The following is a 17,225-nucleotide window of genomic DNA, read 5'->3' as shown; positions in this document are numbered from 1 at the left end:
GTCAGTTCCCTTCCTGGATGGTGATGTTGCTGAAGGTGCCGTCCAGTTGGATGACCATGCTGGCCCCCGGTTTGCCGCTGTTGAAGAACTGCTGCGCCTCGGACTGGCTTGTGTTGTTGCCGGCTCCCTTGAGGTTTCCGAAGGTCATGTCTGCCTTGAGCTCCACGGGCACCGTGTCGGGGATGACCACCCTGATGTTGCTCGCGGTGATGTTGAGCGGCACCACCAGCCCTGATTCCAGGGGTTCGTCAAGTTCCAGCTTCGTGAGGTCCACGGTCCCGTTCGAACCGGTGATGTCGTAGCCGTTGTGCGCCTCCGCGATGGTGAGCGGAGTCCACTGCGCGTTCTGCAGGGCGAAGTGGTCACCACGCGGAATCACATTGAAGATTCCGCCGATCACCAAGGCCACCACGGCAAGGAAGCCGAGGAACCCGGAGGTCCTGCCGCGGAGCCCGGCAACGAGGATGCCCAGCCCGAGCACGGCGGCACCGCTCGCCCAGACCACCGCATTGGCGGCGTCGCCCAGCTGGATGCTGCCGCCGGCGTCGAGCAGTTTGAGGGTGCCGCCCACCAGCAGCGCTGCCCCTGCCGAGACCGCCACAATCGCTGCACCGGGTCCCTGCCGCCGCGGTCCGCGCGGCTGGCCGCCTTTCCAGTGCGGCGCTGTCGGAGCGCCCGGGAATCCGGGTCCGGCCGGAATGCCCGACGGCGGTGCCTCACCCGGGAGTGGGAGGCCCGCGGTGGGGGGAGCGGGGCTGCCGGGTGCGGGGGCGGCGAATGCCTGCGGGCCGCCGTGCATGCCCGGTGCGTCCGTGAAGGTTCCGCCCTGCGGCGCCGCCGGCCCTGAGTAGTACTGGTTTGCCACGGTGTGTCCTTCGTGCCGGTTCTTGTTCCGTTGGACCAGGTAGTAGACCAGGCAGGCAACCGCGCCCACCCAGAAGAGGGTCCAGAAGAGGCCGGGGAGGCCGTTCCAGCCCCAGCCCCAGACGCCCCGGCCGAGGCCGGGAAGGCCGATGATCGTGGTGATCACTGCGCCTGTCATGCCTGCAGTCCAGCGCCCGGCGCCGGCCTCCTGTGCGTGGATGCGCCCGTCCGGTTCCGGCAGCACGGCCCAGGCCACGCCGTAGAGCAGGACGCCGATGCCGGCGAAGAGGGCGAGGACCACGAAGATGCCGCGGACAATCAGCGGGTCGATGCCGAAGCGGTGGGCGATGCCGCTGGCGACGCCGCCGATCCACCGGTCCTGGCCGCGGGAGATTCCCTGGCTTCGGATCCAGTCGAAGAAGTTCTGTGTGGGCCTGGGGCCGGGTTCACCGCTGTGGCCGGTCGCTTCGCCCTGCCCGGGGTTTCCGGGCGTGCTGTTCTGGTTCATACCTCGATCCTGCTGTCCGGGCGGCAGTGTCCTCTACTGGGGGATACCCTGAACCGTCCCTGAGGGACCCCTGGGTTGCCCCGGTTCCAGGGCTCCCGGACCCCTGATCCGTGCTTGGATGGAGGCATGACAAGCCCTGCCCAACGCCCGCCGCTGTTCCGTAGCGGTGACCGCATGATTGCCGGCGTCTGCAGCGGCCTTGCCGCGCACTTGGGGTGGCCGGTGAAGTACCTGCGGATCGGCATGGTCCTGGCAAGCTTCGCGGGCGGTGCCGGCCTCATGTTCTATGCGTGGCTCTGGGTCCTGGTGCCGACGGCGGACGAAGGCGCCCGCCGCGCGGCCCGCAGGCCGGCATCGCCCATAGCCCCGGCGGTGAGTTCGCCCCTTCCCACGCCAAACGGTCCCGCTCCTGCGGGCGCGCCGCCGTCGGCCAGGCCTGCGGTTCCCTGGTTCAGCGGCCGCCGGTTCCAGTACGGCAAGGAGCTGCTGCTCGGTGCCGGCCTGATTTTCGTGGCGGGAATCCTGATCGCCCGCCAGCTGGGCGTGGACGTGCCCCTGGGCACGTTGATTCCGGCGGCCGCCATCCTCGGAGGTGCCGCGATCGCCTGGATGCAGCTGGACGAGACCCGCCGGGCCGGGCTGGTCGACAAGACGAAGGCCGACCAGGCAGGCGGCTGGGTCCGACTCGCCGCGGGCCTGGCCCTGGTGGTGGCCGGGGTGCTGGTCATGGTCTCCGGATCGGGTTCCTGGGAGCAGACCTGGCTGGCCCTGCTGGCGTCTGTGGCCGTGCTCGGCGGCGTGGTCCTGGTGCTCCTGCCGTGGGGCCTGAAGTTCTGGAGGGACCTGGAAACGGAACGCTCGGGCCGGGTCAGGGAAACCGAACGGGCGGAGATCGCCGCCCATCTGCACGACTCCGTGCTGCAGACACTGGCCCTGATCCAGCGCCGGGCAGGCTCCGAACAGGACGTGGTCCGCCTGGCCCGCGCCCAGGAGCGTGAGCTCCGGGGCTGGCTGTACCGGGACCAGGCCGCCGATTCGGGGCAGCTCGCCGACCGCATCAAGGCGGTTGCCGCCGAGGTGGAAGACACCCAGGGGCACGTAGTCGACGTCGTCAGCGTCGGAGACACCGTCATGGGCGAACGGCACGAGGCGCTGGTCCAGGCCGCCCGGGAGGCCATGCTCAACGCCGCCCGGCACGGTGGCGGAACGGTGTCCGTCTACCTGGAGACGTCGGACACGGGAAGCGAGATTTTCGTCAAGGACCGCGGCGCGGGATTCGACCTTGAGGCGGTCCCGAAGGACCGCCTAGGCGTCCGCGAGTCGATCATCGGACGCATGAAACGGCACGGCGGCACGGCGGCGATCAGCAGCGGTCCCTCAGGGACCGAAGTGCGCCTCAGCCTTCCGGCGGCTGGGCCTGACGAACGCAACGGAGAGGGAAGACCATGAATGATGCAGGCGCCGCGGGTGGTGGAGGAAGCCAGCGCAGGGTCCGCGTGGTGGTGGTCGACGACCACGCCATATTCCGCTCCGGCCTGAAGGCCGACCTTGATTCCCGGATCGACATTGTCGGCGAAGCTGGCTCGGTGGACGAAGCCCTCCGTGTGATCGCGGAGCAACGGCCCGAGGTGGTCCTGCTGGACGTGCACCTGCCGGGCGGCCTGGGCGGCGGCGGCCGGGAGGTCATCGCGGGATCCGCGCCGCTGCTTGGCAGCACCCGGTTCCTGGCCCTGAGTGTGTCCGACGCCGCGGAGGACGTGGTGGCCGTGATCCGGGCGGGTGCCCGCGGATACGTTACCAAGACCATTTCCGGGCCCGAGATTTCCGACGCCGTCGTTCGCGTTGCCGACGGCGACGCCGTGTTCTCGCCGCGCCTGGCGGGTTTCGTCCTGGACGCCTTCGGTACCTCGCCGGCGGAGATCGCCGACGACGAACTGGACCGCTTGTCCGCCCGGGAACTCGAGGTCATGCGGCTCATCGCCCGCGGCTACAGCTACAAGGAGGTCGCCAAGGAGCTGTTCATCTCCATCAAGACCGTGGAAACCCACGTGTCAGCCGTGCTGCGAAAGCTCCAGCTCTCCAGCCGGCACGAACTCACCAAGTGGGCGGCAGAACGCCGCCTGCTCTGAGCCTCGAACCGGCCCTGACATGACGAATGCCCCCTCCGTGGAGGGGGCATTCTTCATGCGGTGCTACTTGGCTTTGCCCAGGAAGTCCTGGAGGCGGCGCACGCCTTCGGCGAGGTCCTCGTCGCCCAGCGCGTAGGAGAGGCGCACGTATCCGGAGGGGCCGAAGGCCTCGCCCGGAACGATCGCCACCTCAACCTCGTCCAGGATCAGGGAGGCCAGCTCGGCGGAGGTCGACGGGCGGACCGGGCCGTTCGCCGTCGGGAACTCCTTGCCGAGCAGCGCACGGACGTCGGCGTAGACGTAGAAGGCGCCGGTCGGCGTCGGGCATTCGACACCCTCGATGGCGTTCAGTCCCGCCACGATCGCCTTGCGCCGGCGGTCGAAGGCGACCTTCATTTCGTCGACGGCGGTCAGCGGACCGGAGACCGCGGCGAGGGCGGCGATCTGCATGATGTTGGAGACGTTCGACGTCGCGTGCGACTGCAGGTTGGTGGCCGCCTTGATGACATCGGCCGGGCCGATCATCCAGCCGACGCGCCAGCCGGTCATGGCGTAGGTCTTGGCAACGCCGTTAAGGATGACCACCTTGTCGCCGAGCTCCGGAGCGGCGGTGGCGATCGACGTGAACGGCACGCCGTCGTAGGTCAGGTGCTCGTAGATCTCGTCGGTGACCACCCACAGGCCCTTGGCAGCGGCCCACTTGCCGATCTCGGCGACCTGCTCCGGGCTGTAAACGGCACCGGTGGGGTTGGACGGGGAGACGAACAGGAGGATCTTCGTCCGCTCCGTGAGGGCCGCTTCGAGCTGGTCCACGGTGACCAGGTAGCCCTGCTCCGGGCCGGCGAAGACCTCCACCGGAACGCCGCCGGCGAGGCGGATGGCCTCGGGGTAGGTGGTCCAGAAGGGGGTGGGGATGATGACTTCGTCGCCTGGATCGAGCAGGGTGGCGAAGGCGTTGTAGACGGCCTGCTTGCCGCCGTTGGTCACCAGGACCTGGGACGGGTCCACCTTGTAGCCGGAATCGCGGAGGGTCTTCTCCGCGATGCCCTTCTTCAGTTCGGGAAGCCCGGCTGCGGGGGAGTAGCGGTGGTTCTTGGGGTCGCCGGCGGCCTCGATTGCGGCCTTGACGATGTAGTCCGGCGTGGGGAAATCCGGTTCCCCTGCGCCAAAGCCAATCACGGGACGGCCGGCGGCCTTGAGCGCCTTCGCCTTGGCATCAACGGCAAGGGTGGCGGATTCGGCAATGGCGGAAATTCTCTGTGAAACGCGGGCGGGAGCTGTTCCGGCAGGCATGTGAGACCGTTCTTCGCTGGCAGCGTGAGCTGGATGATGGGAAACGACGTGATCTACTCTATGCTGTTCTGCGGACGCCCTGCGGGCCGGTCAACGAAAGTGACGGCTGCGGCGGGCAACCAGGATCTCCGGACACACCGGAATCGTCCTGGTTCGACTATCGCGGAGTTCTTGCGTAGACTGGTTCACCGGTGTTGGAAAACATCACAATGGCTTGCGCCTCTGGCGTGGCCAAATACATGGATTCGTTCCATAGGGTAGTGGCGCAATTGGTAGCGCAGCGGTCTCCAAAACCGCAGGTTGCAGGTTCGAGTCCTGTCTGCCCTGCGCAGGCTGTTCCGGTTTTCAGTCCGGGGCAGACGCGGCAACGGTTCTGATCAGAACCGGGTCAACAACGTTGCATGGATGAGTGAGGACCGGGTGACCGAAACAGCTGCAAGCAGCTCGAAGGGCCGACCTGCCAGGAAAGCCGACGCCGGCTTCCTCGCTCGAATCACCCTCTTTGTCCGCCAGGTAATCGGCGAACTCAAGAAGGTGGTCGCACCGACCCGCAAGGAACTGATCAACTACACCCTTGTGGTACTGGTTTTCGTGGCCGTCATGATGCTCATCGTCACCCTGCTGGACCTGGCCTTCGGAACCGGAGTCAGCTGGGTGTTCGGCGGGTCAGGCGCTGCGGACCGCTAAACGGATCACTCCGCAAGCCGTGCGGAAATCCCCGGAAATTCAAGGGATTTTGCAGGGTTTGCGGAATTGAGCCATTTAAATAGGCAAGTTAGGCAATGAGGAAGCAGGAGACCAAGTGTCTGAGCAGGAGCTCGAGGTAAACGAGACTGAGCTGGATGGAAGCACGGACGCGGCGGCGGAGGCCACCGAAACGTCCGAGGCTGAGTCTGCTGCGCCTGAAACCGCCGGAGAAGAGTCCGGCGACGACGCCCTTGCCGCCGCTGCTGCAGCCGCACCGGCTGATCCGGCCGAGGAATTCAAGGCCAAGCTGCGCCGCCAGGAAGGTGACTGGTACGTCATCCACTCCTACGCCGGTTACGAAAACCGCGTGAAGGCAAACCTCGAGACCCGCATCCAGACCCTGGACATGGAAGATTACATCTTCGAAATCCAGGTGCCCATGGAAGAAGTCGTTGAGATCAAGAACGCCCAGCGCAAGGTCATCAACCGCGTCCGCATCCCCGGCTACGTCCTGGTCCGCATGGACCTGACGGATGCCTCCTGGGGCGCCGTCCGCCACACCCCGGGCGTCACCGGCTTCGTGGGCAACGCCCACAACCCCGTGCCGCTGCGCCTCGACGAGGTCTTCTCCATGCTCGCCCCGGTCTTCGAAGAAGAGCAGGCCGAGAAGGGCAAGCCGGTCAAGCAGAGCGCCGCTCCGGTTGCCGTGGACTTCGAGGTCGGCGAGTCGGTCATCGTCAAGGAAGGCCCCTTCGAGACCCTCCCGGCCACGATCTCCGAGATCAAGCCCGAATCCCAGACCCTCGTGGTGCTGGTTTCGATCTTCGAGCGCGAAACCCCGGTCACCCTGGCGTTCAACCAGGTCACCAAGATCTGATAGACCCAAAGATTTCGCCCTGCCTCCGCCTGCTTAGCGGTGGCGGGACGGCCGGCCGCCTCGCCATGGCGGCCAACAACCTGAGGCACGCTCCTGTGTCCCAGGACGCTATTTAGAGAAGGACCCTACATTGGCTCCCAAGAAGAAGGTCACCGGCCTCATCAAGCTGCAGATCCAGGCAGGTGCCGCCAACCCGGCCCCGCCGATCGGTCCTGCGCTTGGCCAGCACGGTGTCAACATCATGGAATTCTGCAAGGCGTACAACGCCGCAACGGAAGCCCAGCGCGGAAACGTCATCCCGGTTGAAATCACGGTCTACGAAGACCGTTCCTTCACCTTCATCACCAAGACCCCGCCGGCTGCAGAACTCATCAAGAAGGCTGCAGGCGTTGCCAAGGGCTCGTCGACCCCGCACACCGTGAAGGTCGCCAAGCTCACCCAGGCACAGGTCGAGGAAATCGCTTCCACCAAGATGGAAGACCTCAACGCCAACGACATCGCGGCTGCTGCCAAGATCATCGCCGGCACCGCCCGCTCCATGGGCATCACCGTCGAAGGCTAAGCACAAGCCTTCAACCGCCGGGAAACCGGCAACTGAAATCATTGAAATGTTGGATATCCGGCACAAACGGCGGACTTCCAACCGTGGCAGGGCCCCGCGCGGTCCGCAGACCACAACTGCACAAGGAGAAACAAGCAGCATGGCAAAGCGCAGCAAAGCATATGAGGCAGCCGTAGCCAAGATCGAGGCTGGCAAGGTCTACGCCCCGTTCGAGGCCATCGCCCTGGCGAAGGAAATCAACCCGTCCAAGTTCGACGCAACGGTTGAGGTCGCTTTCCGCCTCGGCGTTGACCCCCGTAAGGCTGACCAGATGGTCCGCGGCACGGTCAACCTTCCCCACGGCACGGGCAAGACCGCCCGCGTCCTGGTCTTCGCGACCGGTGACAAGGCTGAGGCGGCAATCGCCGCCGGTGCCGACTTCGTTGGTTCCGACGACCTGATCGAAAAGATCGCAGGCGGCTGGACCGACTTCGACGCAGCCGTTGCCACCCCCGACCTCATGGGCAAGGTCGGCCGCCTCGGTAAGGTCCTCGGCCCGCGTAACCTCATGCCGAACCCGAAGACCGGCACGGTTACCCCGGACGTCGCCAAGGCTGTCAACGACATCAAGGGCGGCAAGATCGACTTCCGCGTCGACAAGCACTCGAACCTGCACTTCATCATCGGCAAGGCATCCTTCGACGCCATCAAGCTGGCCGAGAACTACGCCGCAGCCCTCGAAGAGGTCCTCCGCCTGAAGCCGTCCGCTTCCAAGGGCCGCTACATCCAGAAGGCTACCGTCACCACCACGTTCGGCCCGGGCATCTCCGTGGACCCGAACGTCACCAAGGTCCTGACCGAGGCCTAAGCTTCACCGGTTCCATTCAAGAAAGCCGCCCGGCCTGTGCCGGGCGGCTTTCTTGCACCCTCGGCCGGGGACCCCGCGCGGGTTAAGCTGGGGCCATGGTCGAAGCTGCGGACGCCACCATCCATGAACTTCATCTGCCGTCCAGCCTCAAGGGCCCGGAGGCCGCTGAGTTCCGCGAGTACTGCGAGGCGCTGGACGGAATCCTGCTGGAGCACTGGGGCAACCTGGACCTCGCGGCTTCCCTGCCCGCACGGCTCACGGGTTGGGCAGACAACGACTACCGCAAGCTCCGCAACTTCTACCTCCGTGCAGACGGGAGGGTCGTCGGCCGGGGATTCGTCGAACTCTCCCTGAAGGACAACCTGGGCAGCGCCTGGCTGCGCGTCGACATCTCAGCCCCGTACCGCCGTCGGGGACTCGGCAGCATGCTGCTCCGGCACCTCGAGGCCGTCGCCCGGGACGAAGGCAGGGCGGTCCTCATGGCGAGCTCGGGGGACCCGGAGCGGCCGGAATACGGGGCCGACGTCCTGCCATCCCCGGTAGGCGCGGGAACCGTGCCCAGGAACGCCCCCGGCACGGCGTTCGCGCTCCGTCACGGCTATTCCCTCGCCCAGGCGACGCGCTACAGCACTCTCCGGCTTGACGGCGCCCCCGATTGGTCCGGGCTCATGGCCGAAGCGGAAGCGGCCTCCGCCGAGTACGAACTGCTCAGCTGGACGAACAGCTGTCCCGAGGACCTGGTGGACGAATTCGCCGTCCTCATGGGCCGCATGAGCACCGACGCCCCAGTGGGCGGCCTGGACTACGAAGCCGAGGCCTGGGACCGGGAGCGCGTGCGTACCCTGGAGCAGGAGACGGCGGAGGAAGGCCAGGACTGCCTCGTGGCTGCCGCCCGGCACCGGGCCAGCGGGGTACTCGGCGGGTACACCGCACTTTATGTCGACCCCCTGAAGCCGTGGCTGGGCGAACAGGACGATACGCTTGTGGCAGCAGGGCACCGTGGCCATCGGCTCGGCATGAGGTTGAAGATCGCCAACCTGCGACGCTTGAAACTGGAATATCCCCGCGTTGAACGTGTGACCACCATGAACGCGGAGGAGAACCGCTACATGTTGGCAATCAACGTGGCGCTTGGCTTCGCACCCTCGGGTACTTACGGCGAATGGCAGAAGAGGACTGGATGACGGACAACGTGGAGATCGGACAGCTGTGGATTCCGGATTCGCTGGAGGCGGCCGACGCCAAGGACTTCCTCGAAGCCGTTGAGGTGAGCAGGAAGGTCCGCATGCAGCTGTGGGGAACCGACGACCTTGCCTACACCCCGTTGGAAAAGCTCCTCGAGCTGGGGGACCCGTACGAACGCCAGGTCATCCTGGTGGCGCGGATCGACGGCCGGATCGTCGGCACCGTGGACATTGCCCTGCCCCTGGCCGACAACCTCGACCTGGCCGAATTCACCCTCGACATCCTTCCCGAATACCAGGGGCGCGGCGCCGGCCGCCGGCTCCTCGAAGCCGCGGAGCAGCTTGCCCGGGCCGAAGGCCGCACCATGGCGATGGTGGACACCAACCACCCCGCGGCGTCCCTGCAGGGCGACGCCGGCGGGCAGCTGGTTCCGGGCAGCGGGCTGGGCTTCGTTCCCCAGGACAGCCGCGAAGTCGACTTCGCCCAGCGGGCCGGCTACACCCTGCAGCACATCGAGCAGTTCAGCTCCTGCGCGCTTCCGCTCGATACGAAGCTCGTGTCCGAGCTCGAAGCGGAGGCGGATGCCGCCAATGGTGGCAGGTACCGCATCCACCACTGGACGGACCGCTGCCCGGACGAGTGGCTGGACGCCGTCGCCGCCCTGGAGAACGCCGCCGGGGAAGCGGTCGACGACGACGCGGCGGCCGGTTTGGAAGAACAGTTGGTGTTCGACGCCGGGATGTTGCGTGAGGCGGAGGACGCCGCCATCGCGCAGGGCCGGCGGACTGTTGTCACCGCCGTCGAGCACGTCGCCAGCGGCCGCATTGTCGGCCTGACCACCATCGGGGTGCTCGCCCAGCGCCAGGACGTCGTGTTCCAGGACGACACCACCGTGCTGCAGGAACACCGCGGGAACAAGCTCGGCCTGCTCATCAAGGTGGCCAACATGCAGCGCCTGAGCGAACAGTTCCCCGACGCCCGGGTGATCTACACGTGGAACGCGCCGGAGAACCGCTACCTGCTCACCGTCAACAAGCAGCTCGGATTCACGACGGCGGGAGTCACCGGACTCTGGCAGAAGGAACTTCCGGCCCGGGCCGGCACCACGTCCTCGGAGTAGGCCTCCTCGGAGTAAGCCGGGATCCGGAGCCGGGCCGGTTCGGAATTGGCCTGATTTGGAGTTGTGCCGTGCCGTCCCGTAACCTTGAACTACCAAAGACCGTCGGTTGATGGGAATCCACTTTCCAAGGCAAAGCTCAACAATGCAGCTGCGCCCGGAAGGATCCGCGGATTCCCGGACGAAGGACCCTGACAAGGGCGGCCGGCGCAGGTGAACGAAGCAAGTCTCCGTGGTCATGGACCGCGTCGAGCCAAGCCCCGTGCATCTGCGCGGGGCGTTTTTCGTTGCAGCTCGTCTTGAGCGGGGACCCGGAAGACCGGCACTATTCCCCGGAAGGAGGGTTATGGCAACGCCCAACAAGATCTCCGCAGTAGCTGAGATCACGAACGATTTCAAGGAATCGACCGCCGCTGTCCTGACCGAATACCGCGGGCTCTCTGTTGCACAGCTCAAGCAGCTGCGTGTTTCTCTCGGCCAGGACACCAAGTTCTCGGTCGTCAAGAACACCCTGACCGCCATTGCAGCCAAGGAAGCCGGTGTCGAAGCATTCGACGGCCAGCTTGCAGGCCCCACCGCAATTGCGTTTATCAAGGGTGACGCGGTTGCCGCCGCCAAGAGCCTGACGGACTTTGCCAAGGCCAACAAGCAGCTGATCATCAAGACCGGCTACTTCGAGGGCAAGGCTCTGAACGCAAGCGAAGTTGCCGCCCTGGCAGCTCTCGAGTCCCGTGAGCTGCAGCTCGCCAAGGTTGCCGGTGTCCTCAAGGCTCCTGCTGCCGCTGCTGCACGCATCATCGACGCTCTGCGCATCAAGCTTGAAGAAGAGGGCGGCGCTCCGGCACCGGCCGCTGAAGAAGCTCCGGCTGCTGAAGAAGCACCGGCCGCAGAAGAAGCTGCTGCTCCGGCCGAAGCCGCCGAAGCTGCAAGCGAAGAGAACTAAGTTCTCCCCCCAATCAAAACTCCGGTGCGGTAGCGGGCATGGCCCGCGCAGGCACCACCTAAAGGAAGGACGCCAACCATGGCGAAGCTCAGCAACGAAGAGCTCATCGAAGCTTTCAAGGAACTGACCATCATCGAGCTCTCCGAGTTCGTCAAGCTCTTCGAAGAGACCTTCGAAGTTACCGCTGCTGCTGTTGCAGTTGCCGGCCCGGCCGGCGGCGCTGCCGCTGAAGAAGCCGAAGAGAAGACCGAATTCGACGTCATCCTCGAATCCGCTGGCGACAAGAAGATCGCAGTGATCAAGGAAGTCCGCGCCATCACCTCCCTCGGCCTCAAGGAAGCCAAGGACCTGGTTGACGGTGCTCCGAAGGCTGTCCTCGAAGGCGCCAACAAGGAAGCTGCCGAGAAGGCCAAGGCTCAGCTCGAAGAAGCCGGCGCTACCGTTACCCTCAAGTAACTCGCGTTTGCTCAAGGAAGCCCCGTCCGGTTCGCCGGGCGGGGCTTCCTGCGTTTAAGCCCTCGTTGCTAGGCAGGCTCGCTGATGTCCGCCACCACCGCATCCAGCGCGGCCGTCAGCGCGTCCGCTTCAACGAACGCACTGTAGCCGTGGGCGCCGGCGCCCATCGAGATCCGCCGGCCGGCAATGCTGGCGTCCGCGTAGACGGGCCACGCGGTGGTGCTGCCCAGCGGCGTGATGGTGCCGCGCTCGTAGCCGGTGGCTTCGAGCGCGACGTCGGCGTGCGGCAGGGAGAGCTTGTTGACTCCCAGCAGGGCCCGCAGCTTCGGCCAGGAGATCTGCCGGTCCCCGGGAATCAGGGCGAACAGGAAGCTGCCGTCCCGGTGCTTGACTACCAACGACTTCACGATGTCCGCGGGCGTTATCCCCAGGATTCCGGCGGCCTCCTCGAGGCTCCGCGCAGCCCGGCGTTCAACTATCTGGACCTCCAGCCCGCGGGCCAGGGCGTCGGCGAGGAACCGGTCGGTACCGTTCACGCGTCCTTCCTTCAGTCGCGGTAGAGCAGCAGAGCTTCACCCTGTCCGCCGCCGCCGCAGAGCGACACCGCGGCCTTGCCGGACCCGCGGCGCTTCAGCTCGTGGGCCGCGTGCAGTGCCAGCCGGGCGCCGGAAGCCCCGATCGGGTGGCCCAGCGCGATCGCGCCGCCGTGGATGTTGCACTTTTCCAGCGGGTAGGACAGGTCCTTCAGGGACTGCACGGCCACCGAACCGAAGGCTTCGTTGATCTCGATGAAGTCCAGCTCGTCGGCCTCCCAGCCCGCATTCGCCAGGGCCCGCTTGATGGCATTCGACGGCTGCGAGTGCAGCGAGTTGTCGGGCCCGGCCACCTGGCCGGGCTTGCCGACGACCGCGAGGTACTCGAGCCCCTTCGCCTCCGCATAGGCGCGTCTGCACAGCACAAGTGCGGAAGCACCGTCGGACAGGGGAGAGGAGTTGCCCGCGGTGATGGTGCCGTCGCTGGCGAACGCCGGCCGGAGCGGTGCCAGGGTGTCCAGCGTCGTGTCCGGGCGGATGCCTTCGTCCTCGGTCACCACCACCGGTTCGCCCTTGCGCTGCTTCACGCTGATCGGGGCGATCTCGCCGTCGAACACGCCCTCCTTGACCGCGACGCCGGCGCGCCGGTGCGAGGCAGCCGCCACCTCGTCCTGGGACTTGCGGTCGATGCCGAGCGTGACGTTCCGGGTTTCGGTGGACAGTCCCATCGACTGGCCGTCGAAGGCGTCGGTGAGCCCGTCGTGGGCGGCAACGTCCAGCGCCTGGATGGCCCCGTAGGTCCAGCCCTGGCGGGAACCGGGCAGCAGGTGCGGGGCCCGGCTCATCGATTCCTGGCCTCCGGCGACCACCACGGCGGCGTCGCCGCTGCGGATCAGGCGGGCGGCGTCGATCACTGCCGTGAGGCCCGAGAGGCAGACCTTGTTGATGGTGACGGCCGGGATGTTCCAGCCGACTCCGGCCGCGATGGCGCTTTGCCGGGCGGGGTTCTGGCCGGCGCCGGCCTGCAGGACCTGACCCATGATGACGGCATCGACCTCGCCTGCGGCAACCCCGCTGGCCGCGATGGCCGCCGAGATCGCGTGGGCTCCGAGTTCGACGGCGGTGAACCCTGCCAGCTGCCCGTTCAGCCGCCCCTGTGGGGTGCGTGCCGCGGCCAGGATGACAACGTCATTGTTGTCGTTTGCGTTGCTCATTTTCTCTCTTCCGTTCAGGAAACCAGTGAGCCAAGGCTACAACGCATGGTGTGCCTCACAATGTCAACGCTGGGAACCTGTGGTCCATTCCGGCAACCCGCCGGGGGCGCTTGGTAGGTGCCTGCGGCAACCTTGCTTGCAATCGGCGGGGAAGTGGGGTAGACACGTAGGGCGATTTGCCGTATTGTGGATATTTGCGTCTTCCCTGTTAACCTTCAGCCTTCATATAGCGGTGGGCTTTACCTCTCAGCTGCGCCATTGACGTGCCTTTGACCAGGCAAATCACGGCCGGCGGAGGCCCGGGTCATATAGCGGAACCGGATTGGTGCCCTGCGGACTTTTGCCCGTGGGAAACAAACGGGGGAGATCTGAAAACGCCTGAAGGTCTGTGGAAGGATCCCTCTTGGTCGCCTCGAGCACCTCTAATGTAAATAACGCAGGAACCGCTATCAATGCCGACAGCACCGACGGTGCTACTCGCCGGCTCTCATTCGCAAAGATTCACGAACCGCTTGATGTTCCGAATCTCCTCGCGCTGCAGACGGACAGCTTTGACTGGCTCGTCGGAAACGAACGCTGGCAGGCGCGGGTTGCGAAGGCCGTCGAGGAAGGCGACCTGAGCGTCGCCACCACGTCCGGACTCGCCGACATCTTCGAAGAGATCTCCCCGATCGAAGATTTCCAGGGCACCATGTCCCTGAGCTTCTCCGAACCGGAGTTCGCTGACCCCAAGTACACCATGGCCGAGTGCAAGGACCGCGACGCCACCTACTCGGCGCCGCTGTACGTCAAGGCCGAGTTCATGAACAACAACACGGGCGAAATCAAGCAGCAGACCGTGTTCATGGGCGACTTCCCCCTCATGACGGAGAAGGGCACCTTCGTCGTCAACGGCACCGAGCGTGTCGTCGTCTCCCAGCTGGTCCGTTCCCCGGGCGCCTACTTCGAGCGCGCCGCGGACAAGACCAGCGACAAGGACATCTTCACCGCGCGCATCATCCCGTCCCGCGGTGCATGGTTCGAGCTCGAAATCGACAAGCGCGACCAGGTCGGCGTCCGCCTCGACCGCAAGCGCAAGCAGTCCGTCACCGTGCTGCTGAAGGCCCTCGGCTGGACCGACGGCCAGATCCTCGAAGAGTTCGGCCAGTACGACTCCATGCGCGCCACGCTGGAGAAGGACACCACCGAAACCCGCGAAGACGCGCTCCTGGACATCTACCGCAAGCTGCGTCCGGGCGAGCCGCCCACCGTCGAAGCTGCCGAGGCCCTGCTGCGCAACCTCTACTTCGAGCCCAAGCGCTACGACCTGGCCAAGGTCGGCCGGTACAAGATCAACCGCAAGCTCGGCATCGACCGTTCCCTTGGCGACAAGGAAGCTTCGGTCCTGCACGTTGAAGACATCGTTGCCATGATCAAGTTCCTCGTCGCGCTGCACGCCGGCGAGAAGACGATCACCGGCAAGCGCGATGGCGAAGACCACGAGATCCGCGTCGAGATCGACGACATCGACCACTTCGGCAACCGCCGCATCCGCGCCGTCGGCGAACTGATCGAGAACCAGGTCCGCACCGGCCTGTCCCGCATGGAGCGCGTCGTCCGCGAACGCATGACCACGCAGGACGTCGAGGCAATCACGCCGCAGACCCTGATCAACATCCGCCCCGTGGTGGCAGCGATCAAGGAGTTCTTCGGAACCTCCCAGCTGTCCCAGTTCATGGACCAGAACAACCCGCTGTCGGGCCTGACCCACAAGCGCCGCCTCTCGGCCCTTGGCCCGGGCGGTCTGTCCCGTGACCGCGCCGGCATGGAAGTCCGAGACGTCCACCCGTCGCACTACGGACGTATGTGCCCCATCGAAACCCCTGAAGGCCCGAACATCGGTCTGATCGGTTCGCTGGCGTCCTACGGCCGCATCAACCCGTTCGGCTTCATCGAGACCCCGTACCGCAAGGTCGCCGGCGGTGTCGTGTCCGACGACGTCGAGTACCTGACGGCCGACGACGAAGCCGAGGTGCTGATCGCCCAGGCAAACGCACCGCTGGATGCGAACAACAAGTTCTCCGAAGAGACCGTGCTTGTCCGTGCCCGCGGTGGTGGCGGCGAGCCCGTGCTCGTTCCGGCGGACGACGTCCAGTTCATGGACGTTTCCCCGCGCCAGATGGTGTCCGTGGCTACCGCCCTGATCCCGTTCCTCGAGCACGACGACGCCAACCGCGCCCTCATGGGTGCGAACATGCAGCGCCAGGCCGTGCCGCTGGTCCGTTCCGAGGCCCCGTTCGTGGGCACCGGCATGGAGCGCGCCGCAGCCGTTGACGCCGGCGACGTCGTCATCGCCAAGAAGGCCGGTGTGGTCAGCGAAGTTTCCGCCGACCTCGTGGTCATGCTGAACGACGACGGCACCGAGTCCAGCTACCGGATCAGCAAGTTCGCCCGCTCCAACCAGGGCAACTGCTACAACCACCGGGTCCTGGTCAGCGAAGGCCAGCGCCTGGAAGTCGGCGGCATCATCGCCGACGGCCCGGCAACGGACCAGGGTGAACTCGCCCTCGGCAAGAACCTCCTCGTGGCATTCATGTCGTGGGAAGGCCACAACTTCGAAGACGCCATCATCCTGTCCCAGCGCATCGTGGCCGAGGACGTCCTGTCCTCCATCCACATCGAGGAACACGAGATCGATGCCCGCGACACCAAGCTTGGTGCCGAGGAAATCACCCGTGACATCCCCAACGTGTCCGAGGAAGTCCTGGCAGGCTTGGACGAGCGCGGCATCATCCACATCGGTGCCGAGGTCGAGGCCGGCGACATCCTGGTCGGAAAGGTCACCCCGAAGGGTGAAACCGAACTGACCCCGGAAGAGCGCCTGCTGCGCGCCATCTTCGGCGAGAAGTCCCGCGAAGTCCGCGACACCTCCCTGAAGGTGCCGCACGGCGAGTCCGGTACCGTCATCGGCGTCCGCGTCTTCGACCGCGACAACGACGACGAGCTGCCCCCGGGCGTGAACCAGCTGGTCCGCGTCTACGTCGCCGCCAAGCGCAAGATCACCGACGGCGACAAGCTCGCCGGCCGCCACGGCAACAAGGGTGTCATCTCCAAGATCCTGCCGGTCGAGGACATGCCGTTCCTCGCCGACGGCACCCCGGTGGACATCGTCCTGAACCCGCTGGGTGTTCCGGGCCGTATGAACGTCGGCCAGGTCCTGGAAACCCACCTCGGCTGGGTTGCCAAGACCGGTTGGAAGATCGAAGGCGAGCCGGAGTGGGTCAAGAACCTGCCGAACCTGCCGCGCGAGACCTCTGCCAACCAGACCCTCGCCACCCCGGTGTTCGATGGTGCCCGCGAAGAGGAAATCACCGGCCTGCTGGACTCGACCAACGTGACCCGCGACGGGGACCGCCTGATCGACTCCTCCGGCAAGACCCGTCTGTTCGACGGCCGCTCCGGCGAGCCGTTCCCGGACCCGATCTCCGTCGGCTACATGTACATCCTGAAGCTCCACCACCTGGTGGACGACAAGATCCACGCCCGCTCCACCGGCCCGTACTCCATGATCACCCAGCAGCCGCTCGGTGGTAAGGCGCAGTTCGGTGGCCAGCGCTTCGGTGAAATGGAAGTGTGGGCCCTCGAGGCCTATGGCGCTGCCTACACGCTCCAGGAACTGCTCACGATCAAGTCGGATGACATCCACGGCCGCGTGAAGGTCTACGAAGCCATCGTCAAGGGCGAGAACATCCCCGAGCCTGGCGTTCCGGAATCCTTCAAGGTCTTGATCAAGGAAATGCAGTCGCTGTGCCTGAACGTGGAGGTCCTCTCCACCGACGGTACGACGATCGAAATGCGTGACTCTGATGACGCAGTCTTTACGGCTGCGGAAGAACTGGGCATCGATCTGTCTCGTGCAGAGCCCAGCTCCGTAGAAGAGGTCTAGTGAGCCGGCGACGGCGGCCTCCCGCCGCCGTCGCGCTCCTCCTCTTTCCGTAGAACAAGACTTCAGAACTTAGAGAACAAGAGAG

General features: G+C 65.8%; 15 protein-coding genes and 1 tRNA gene. 12 read left to right on the top strand and 4 right to left on the bottom strand.

Features of this window, described 5'->3' with window-relative positions; all coding sequences use genetic code 11:
• Position 1: 1 nt before the first annotated feature.
• Positions 2–1,372 carry a PspC domain-containing protein gene (locus D3654_RS20965; protein WP_120523167.1) on the bottom strand — a complete coding sequence of 457 codons (1,371 nt, stop codon included), beginning with the start codon at positions 1,370–1,372 and terminating at the stop codon, positions 2–4.
• A gap of 126 nt (positions 1,373–1,498) precedes the next feature.
• On the opposite strand from D3654_RS20965, the gene D3654_RS19920 reads away from it, so the two are divergent.
• Positions 1,499–2,821, top strand: a complete 1,323-nt coding sequence (locus D3654_RS19920) for an ATP-binding protein (RefSeq protein ID WP_120523166.1) — start codon at positions 1,499–1,501, stop codon at positions 2,819–2,821.
• Complete coding sequence (locus D3654_RS19915; RefSeq protein WP_120523165.1) at positions 2,818–3,501, top strand: LuxR C-terminal-related transcriptional regulator; 684 nt, start codon at positions 2,818–2,820, stop codon at positions 3,499–3,501. The genes D3654_RS19920 and D3654_RS19915 overlap by 4 nt, the downstream gene beginning before the upstream one ends.
• Before the next feature lie 63 nt (positions 3,502–3,564).
• Here D3654_RS19915 and D3654_RS19910 read toward each other — a convergent pair whose 3' ends face one another.
• Entirely contained in the window at positions 3,565–4,794 is a 1,230-nt protein-coding gene (locus D3654_RS19910) for a pyridoxal phosphate-dependent aminotransferase (RefSeq protein ID WP_120523164.1), read from the bottom strand.
• A gap of 254 nt (positions 4,795–5,048) precedes the next feature.
• Here D3654_RS19910 and D3654_RS19905 point away from each other — a divergent pair.
• The 9 genes from D3654_RS19905 (at position 5,049) to rplL (ending at position 11,468) form a co-directional block, all read left to right on the top strand.
• Positions 5,049–5,121: transfer RNA gene (locus D3654_RS19905), tRNA-Trp, on the top strand.
• 78 nt (positions 5,122–5,199) lie between these two features.
• Positions 5,200–5,481: a preprotein translocase subunit SecE gene (gene secE / locus D3654_RS19900; protein WP_120523163.1), complete on the top strand. Its 282-nt coding sequence runs from the start codon at positions 5,200–5,202 to the stop codon at positions 5,479–5,481.
• Between the two features lie 115 nt (positions 5,482–5,596).
• Positions 5,597–6,358: a transcription termination/antitermination protein NusG gene (gene nusG / locus D3654_RS19895; RefSeq protein WP_120523162.1), complete on the top strand. Its 762-nt coding sequence runs from the start codon at positions 5,597–5,599 to the stop codon at positions 6,356–6,358.
• Positions 6,359–6,488: 130 nt separating this feature from the next.
• The gene (gene rplK, locus D3654_RS19890) at positions 6,489–6,920 is read left to right on the top strand and encodes a 50S ribosomal protein L11 (RefSeq protein WP_070350345.1); all 432 of its coding nucleotides are present in this window, start codon (positions 6,489–6,491) and stop codon (positions 6,918–6,920) included.
• Positions 6,921–7,059: 139 nt separating this feature from the next.
• Complete coding sequence (gene rplA / locus D3654_RS19885) at positions 7,060–7,767, top strand: 50S ribosomal protein L1 (RefSeq protein WP_120523161.1); 708 nt, start codon at positions 7,060–7,062, stop codon at positions 7,765–7,767.
• Positions 7,768–7,862: 95 nt separating this feature from the next.
• Entirely contained in the window at positions 7,863–8,951 is a 1,089-nt protein-coding gene (locus D3654_RS20960; RefSeq protein WP_120523160.1) for a GNAT family N-acetyltransferase, read from the top strand.
• Positions 8,930–10,072, top strand: a complete 1,143-nt coding sequence (locus D3654_RS19875; protein WP_425359435.1) for a GNAT family N-acetyltransferase — start codon at positions 8,930–8,932, stop codon at positions 10,070–10,072. The genes D3654_RS20960 and D3654_RS19875 overlap by 22 nt, the downstream gene beginning before the upstream one ends.
• Positions 10,073–10,415: 343 nt before the next feature.
• Entirely contained in the window at positions 10,416–11,012 is a 597-nt protein-coding gene (gene rplJ / locus D3654_RS19870) for a 50S ribosomal protein L10 (RefSeq protein WP_120523158.1), read from the top strand.
• 78 nt (positions 11,013–11,090) lie between these two features.
• Positions 11,091–11,468, top strand: coding sequence for a 50S ribosomal protein L7/L12 (gene rplL, locus D3654_RS19865; RefSeq protein WP_120523157.1), 378 nt, complete (start codon positions 11,091–11,093; stop codon positions 11,466–11,468).
• Between the two features lie 68 nt (positions 11,469–11,536).
• Here rplL and D3654_RS19860 read toward each other — a convergent pair whose 3' ends face one another.
• Positions 11,537–12,004, bottom strand: a complete 468-nt coding sequence (locus D3654_RS19860; RefSeq protein ID WP_245413344.1) for an aminoacyl-tRNA deacylase — start codon at positions 12,002–12,004, stop codon at positions 11,537–11,539.
• Between the two features lie 11 nt (positions 12,005–12,015).
• Positions 12,016–13,215 carry an acetyl-CoA C-acetyltransferase gene (locus D3654_RS19855; protein ID WP_120523155.1) on the bottom strand — a complete coding sequence of 400 codons (1,200 nt, stop codon included), beginning with the start codon at positions 13,213–13,215 and terminating at the stop codon, positions 12,016–12,018.
• Between the two features lie 403 nt (positions 13,216–13,618).
• Here D3654_RS19855 and rpoB point away from each other — a divergent pair, with 403 nt between their 5' ends.
• Positions 13,619–17,140, top strand: coding sequence for a DNA-directed RNA polymerase subunit beta (gene rpoB, locus D3654_RS19850; RefSeq protein WP_120523154.1), 3,522 nt, complete (start codon positions 13,619–13,621; stop codon positions 17,138–17,140).
• Positions 17,141–17,225 lie beyond the last annotated feature (85 nt).

Origin of the sequence: Arthrobacter celericrescens (assembly GCF_003614925.1) — a bacterium.
In the GTDB taxonomy this organism is placed as follows: Bacteria; Actinomycetota; Actinomycetes; order Actinomycetales; family Micrococcaceae; genus Arthrobacter; species Arthrobacter celericrescens.
The sequence above is the reverse complement of the archived record's forward strand: the minus strand, read 5'-3'. Positions and strand labels throughout refer to the sequence as shown.

Bases quoted from the DNA above. Each gene is read 5' to 3' on its own strand.
- D3654_RS20965 (WP_120523167.1), bottom strand. From the start codon at position 1,372: ATGAACCAGAACAGCACGCCCGGAAACCCCGGGCAGGGCGAAGCGACC.
- D3654_RS19920 (WP_120523166.1), top strand. From the start codon at position 1,499: ATGACAAGCCCTGCCCAACGCCCGCCGCTGTTCCGTAGCGGTGACCGC.
- D3654_RS19915 (WP_120523165.1), top strand. From the start codon at position 2,818: ATGAATGATGCAGGCGCCGCGGGTGGTGGAGGAAGCCAGCGCAGGGTC.
- D3654_RS19910 (WP_120523164.1), bottom strand. From the start codon at position 4,794: ATGCCTGCCGGAACAGCTCCCGCCCGCGTTTCACAGAGAATTTCCGCC.
- secE (WP_120523163.1), top strand. From the start codon at position 5,200: ATGAGTGAGGACCGGGTGACCGAAACAGCTGCAAGCAGCTCGAAGGGC.
- rplA (WP_120523161.1), top strand. From the start codon at position 7,060: ATGGCAAAGCGCAGCAAAGCATATGAGGCAGCCGTAGCCAAGATCGAG.
- D3654_RS20960 (WP_120523160.1), top strand. From the start codon at position 7,863: ATGGTCGAAGCTGCGGACGCCACCATCCATGAACTTCATCTGCCGTCC.
- D3654_RS19875 (WP_425359435.1), top strand. From the start codon at position 8,930: ATGGCAGAAGAGGACTGGATGACGGACAACGTGGAGATCGGACAGCTG.
- rplJ (WP_120523158.1), top strand. From the start codon at position 10,416: ATGGCAACGCCCAACAAGATCTCCGCAGTAGCTGAGATCACGAACGAT.
- rplL (WP_120523157.1), top strand. From the start codon at position 11,091: ATGGCGAAGCTCAGCAACGAAGAGCTCATCGAAGCTTTCAAGGAACTG.
- D3654_RS19855 (WP_120523155.1), bottom strand. From the start codon at position 13,215: ATGAGCAACGCAAACGACAACAATGACGTTGTCATCCTGGCCGCGGCA.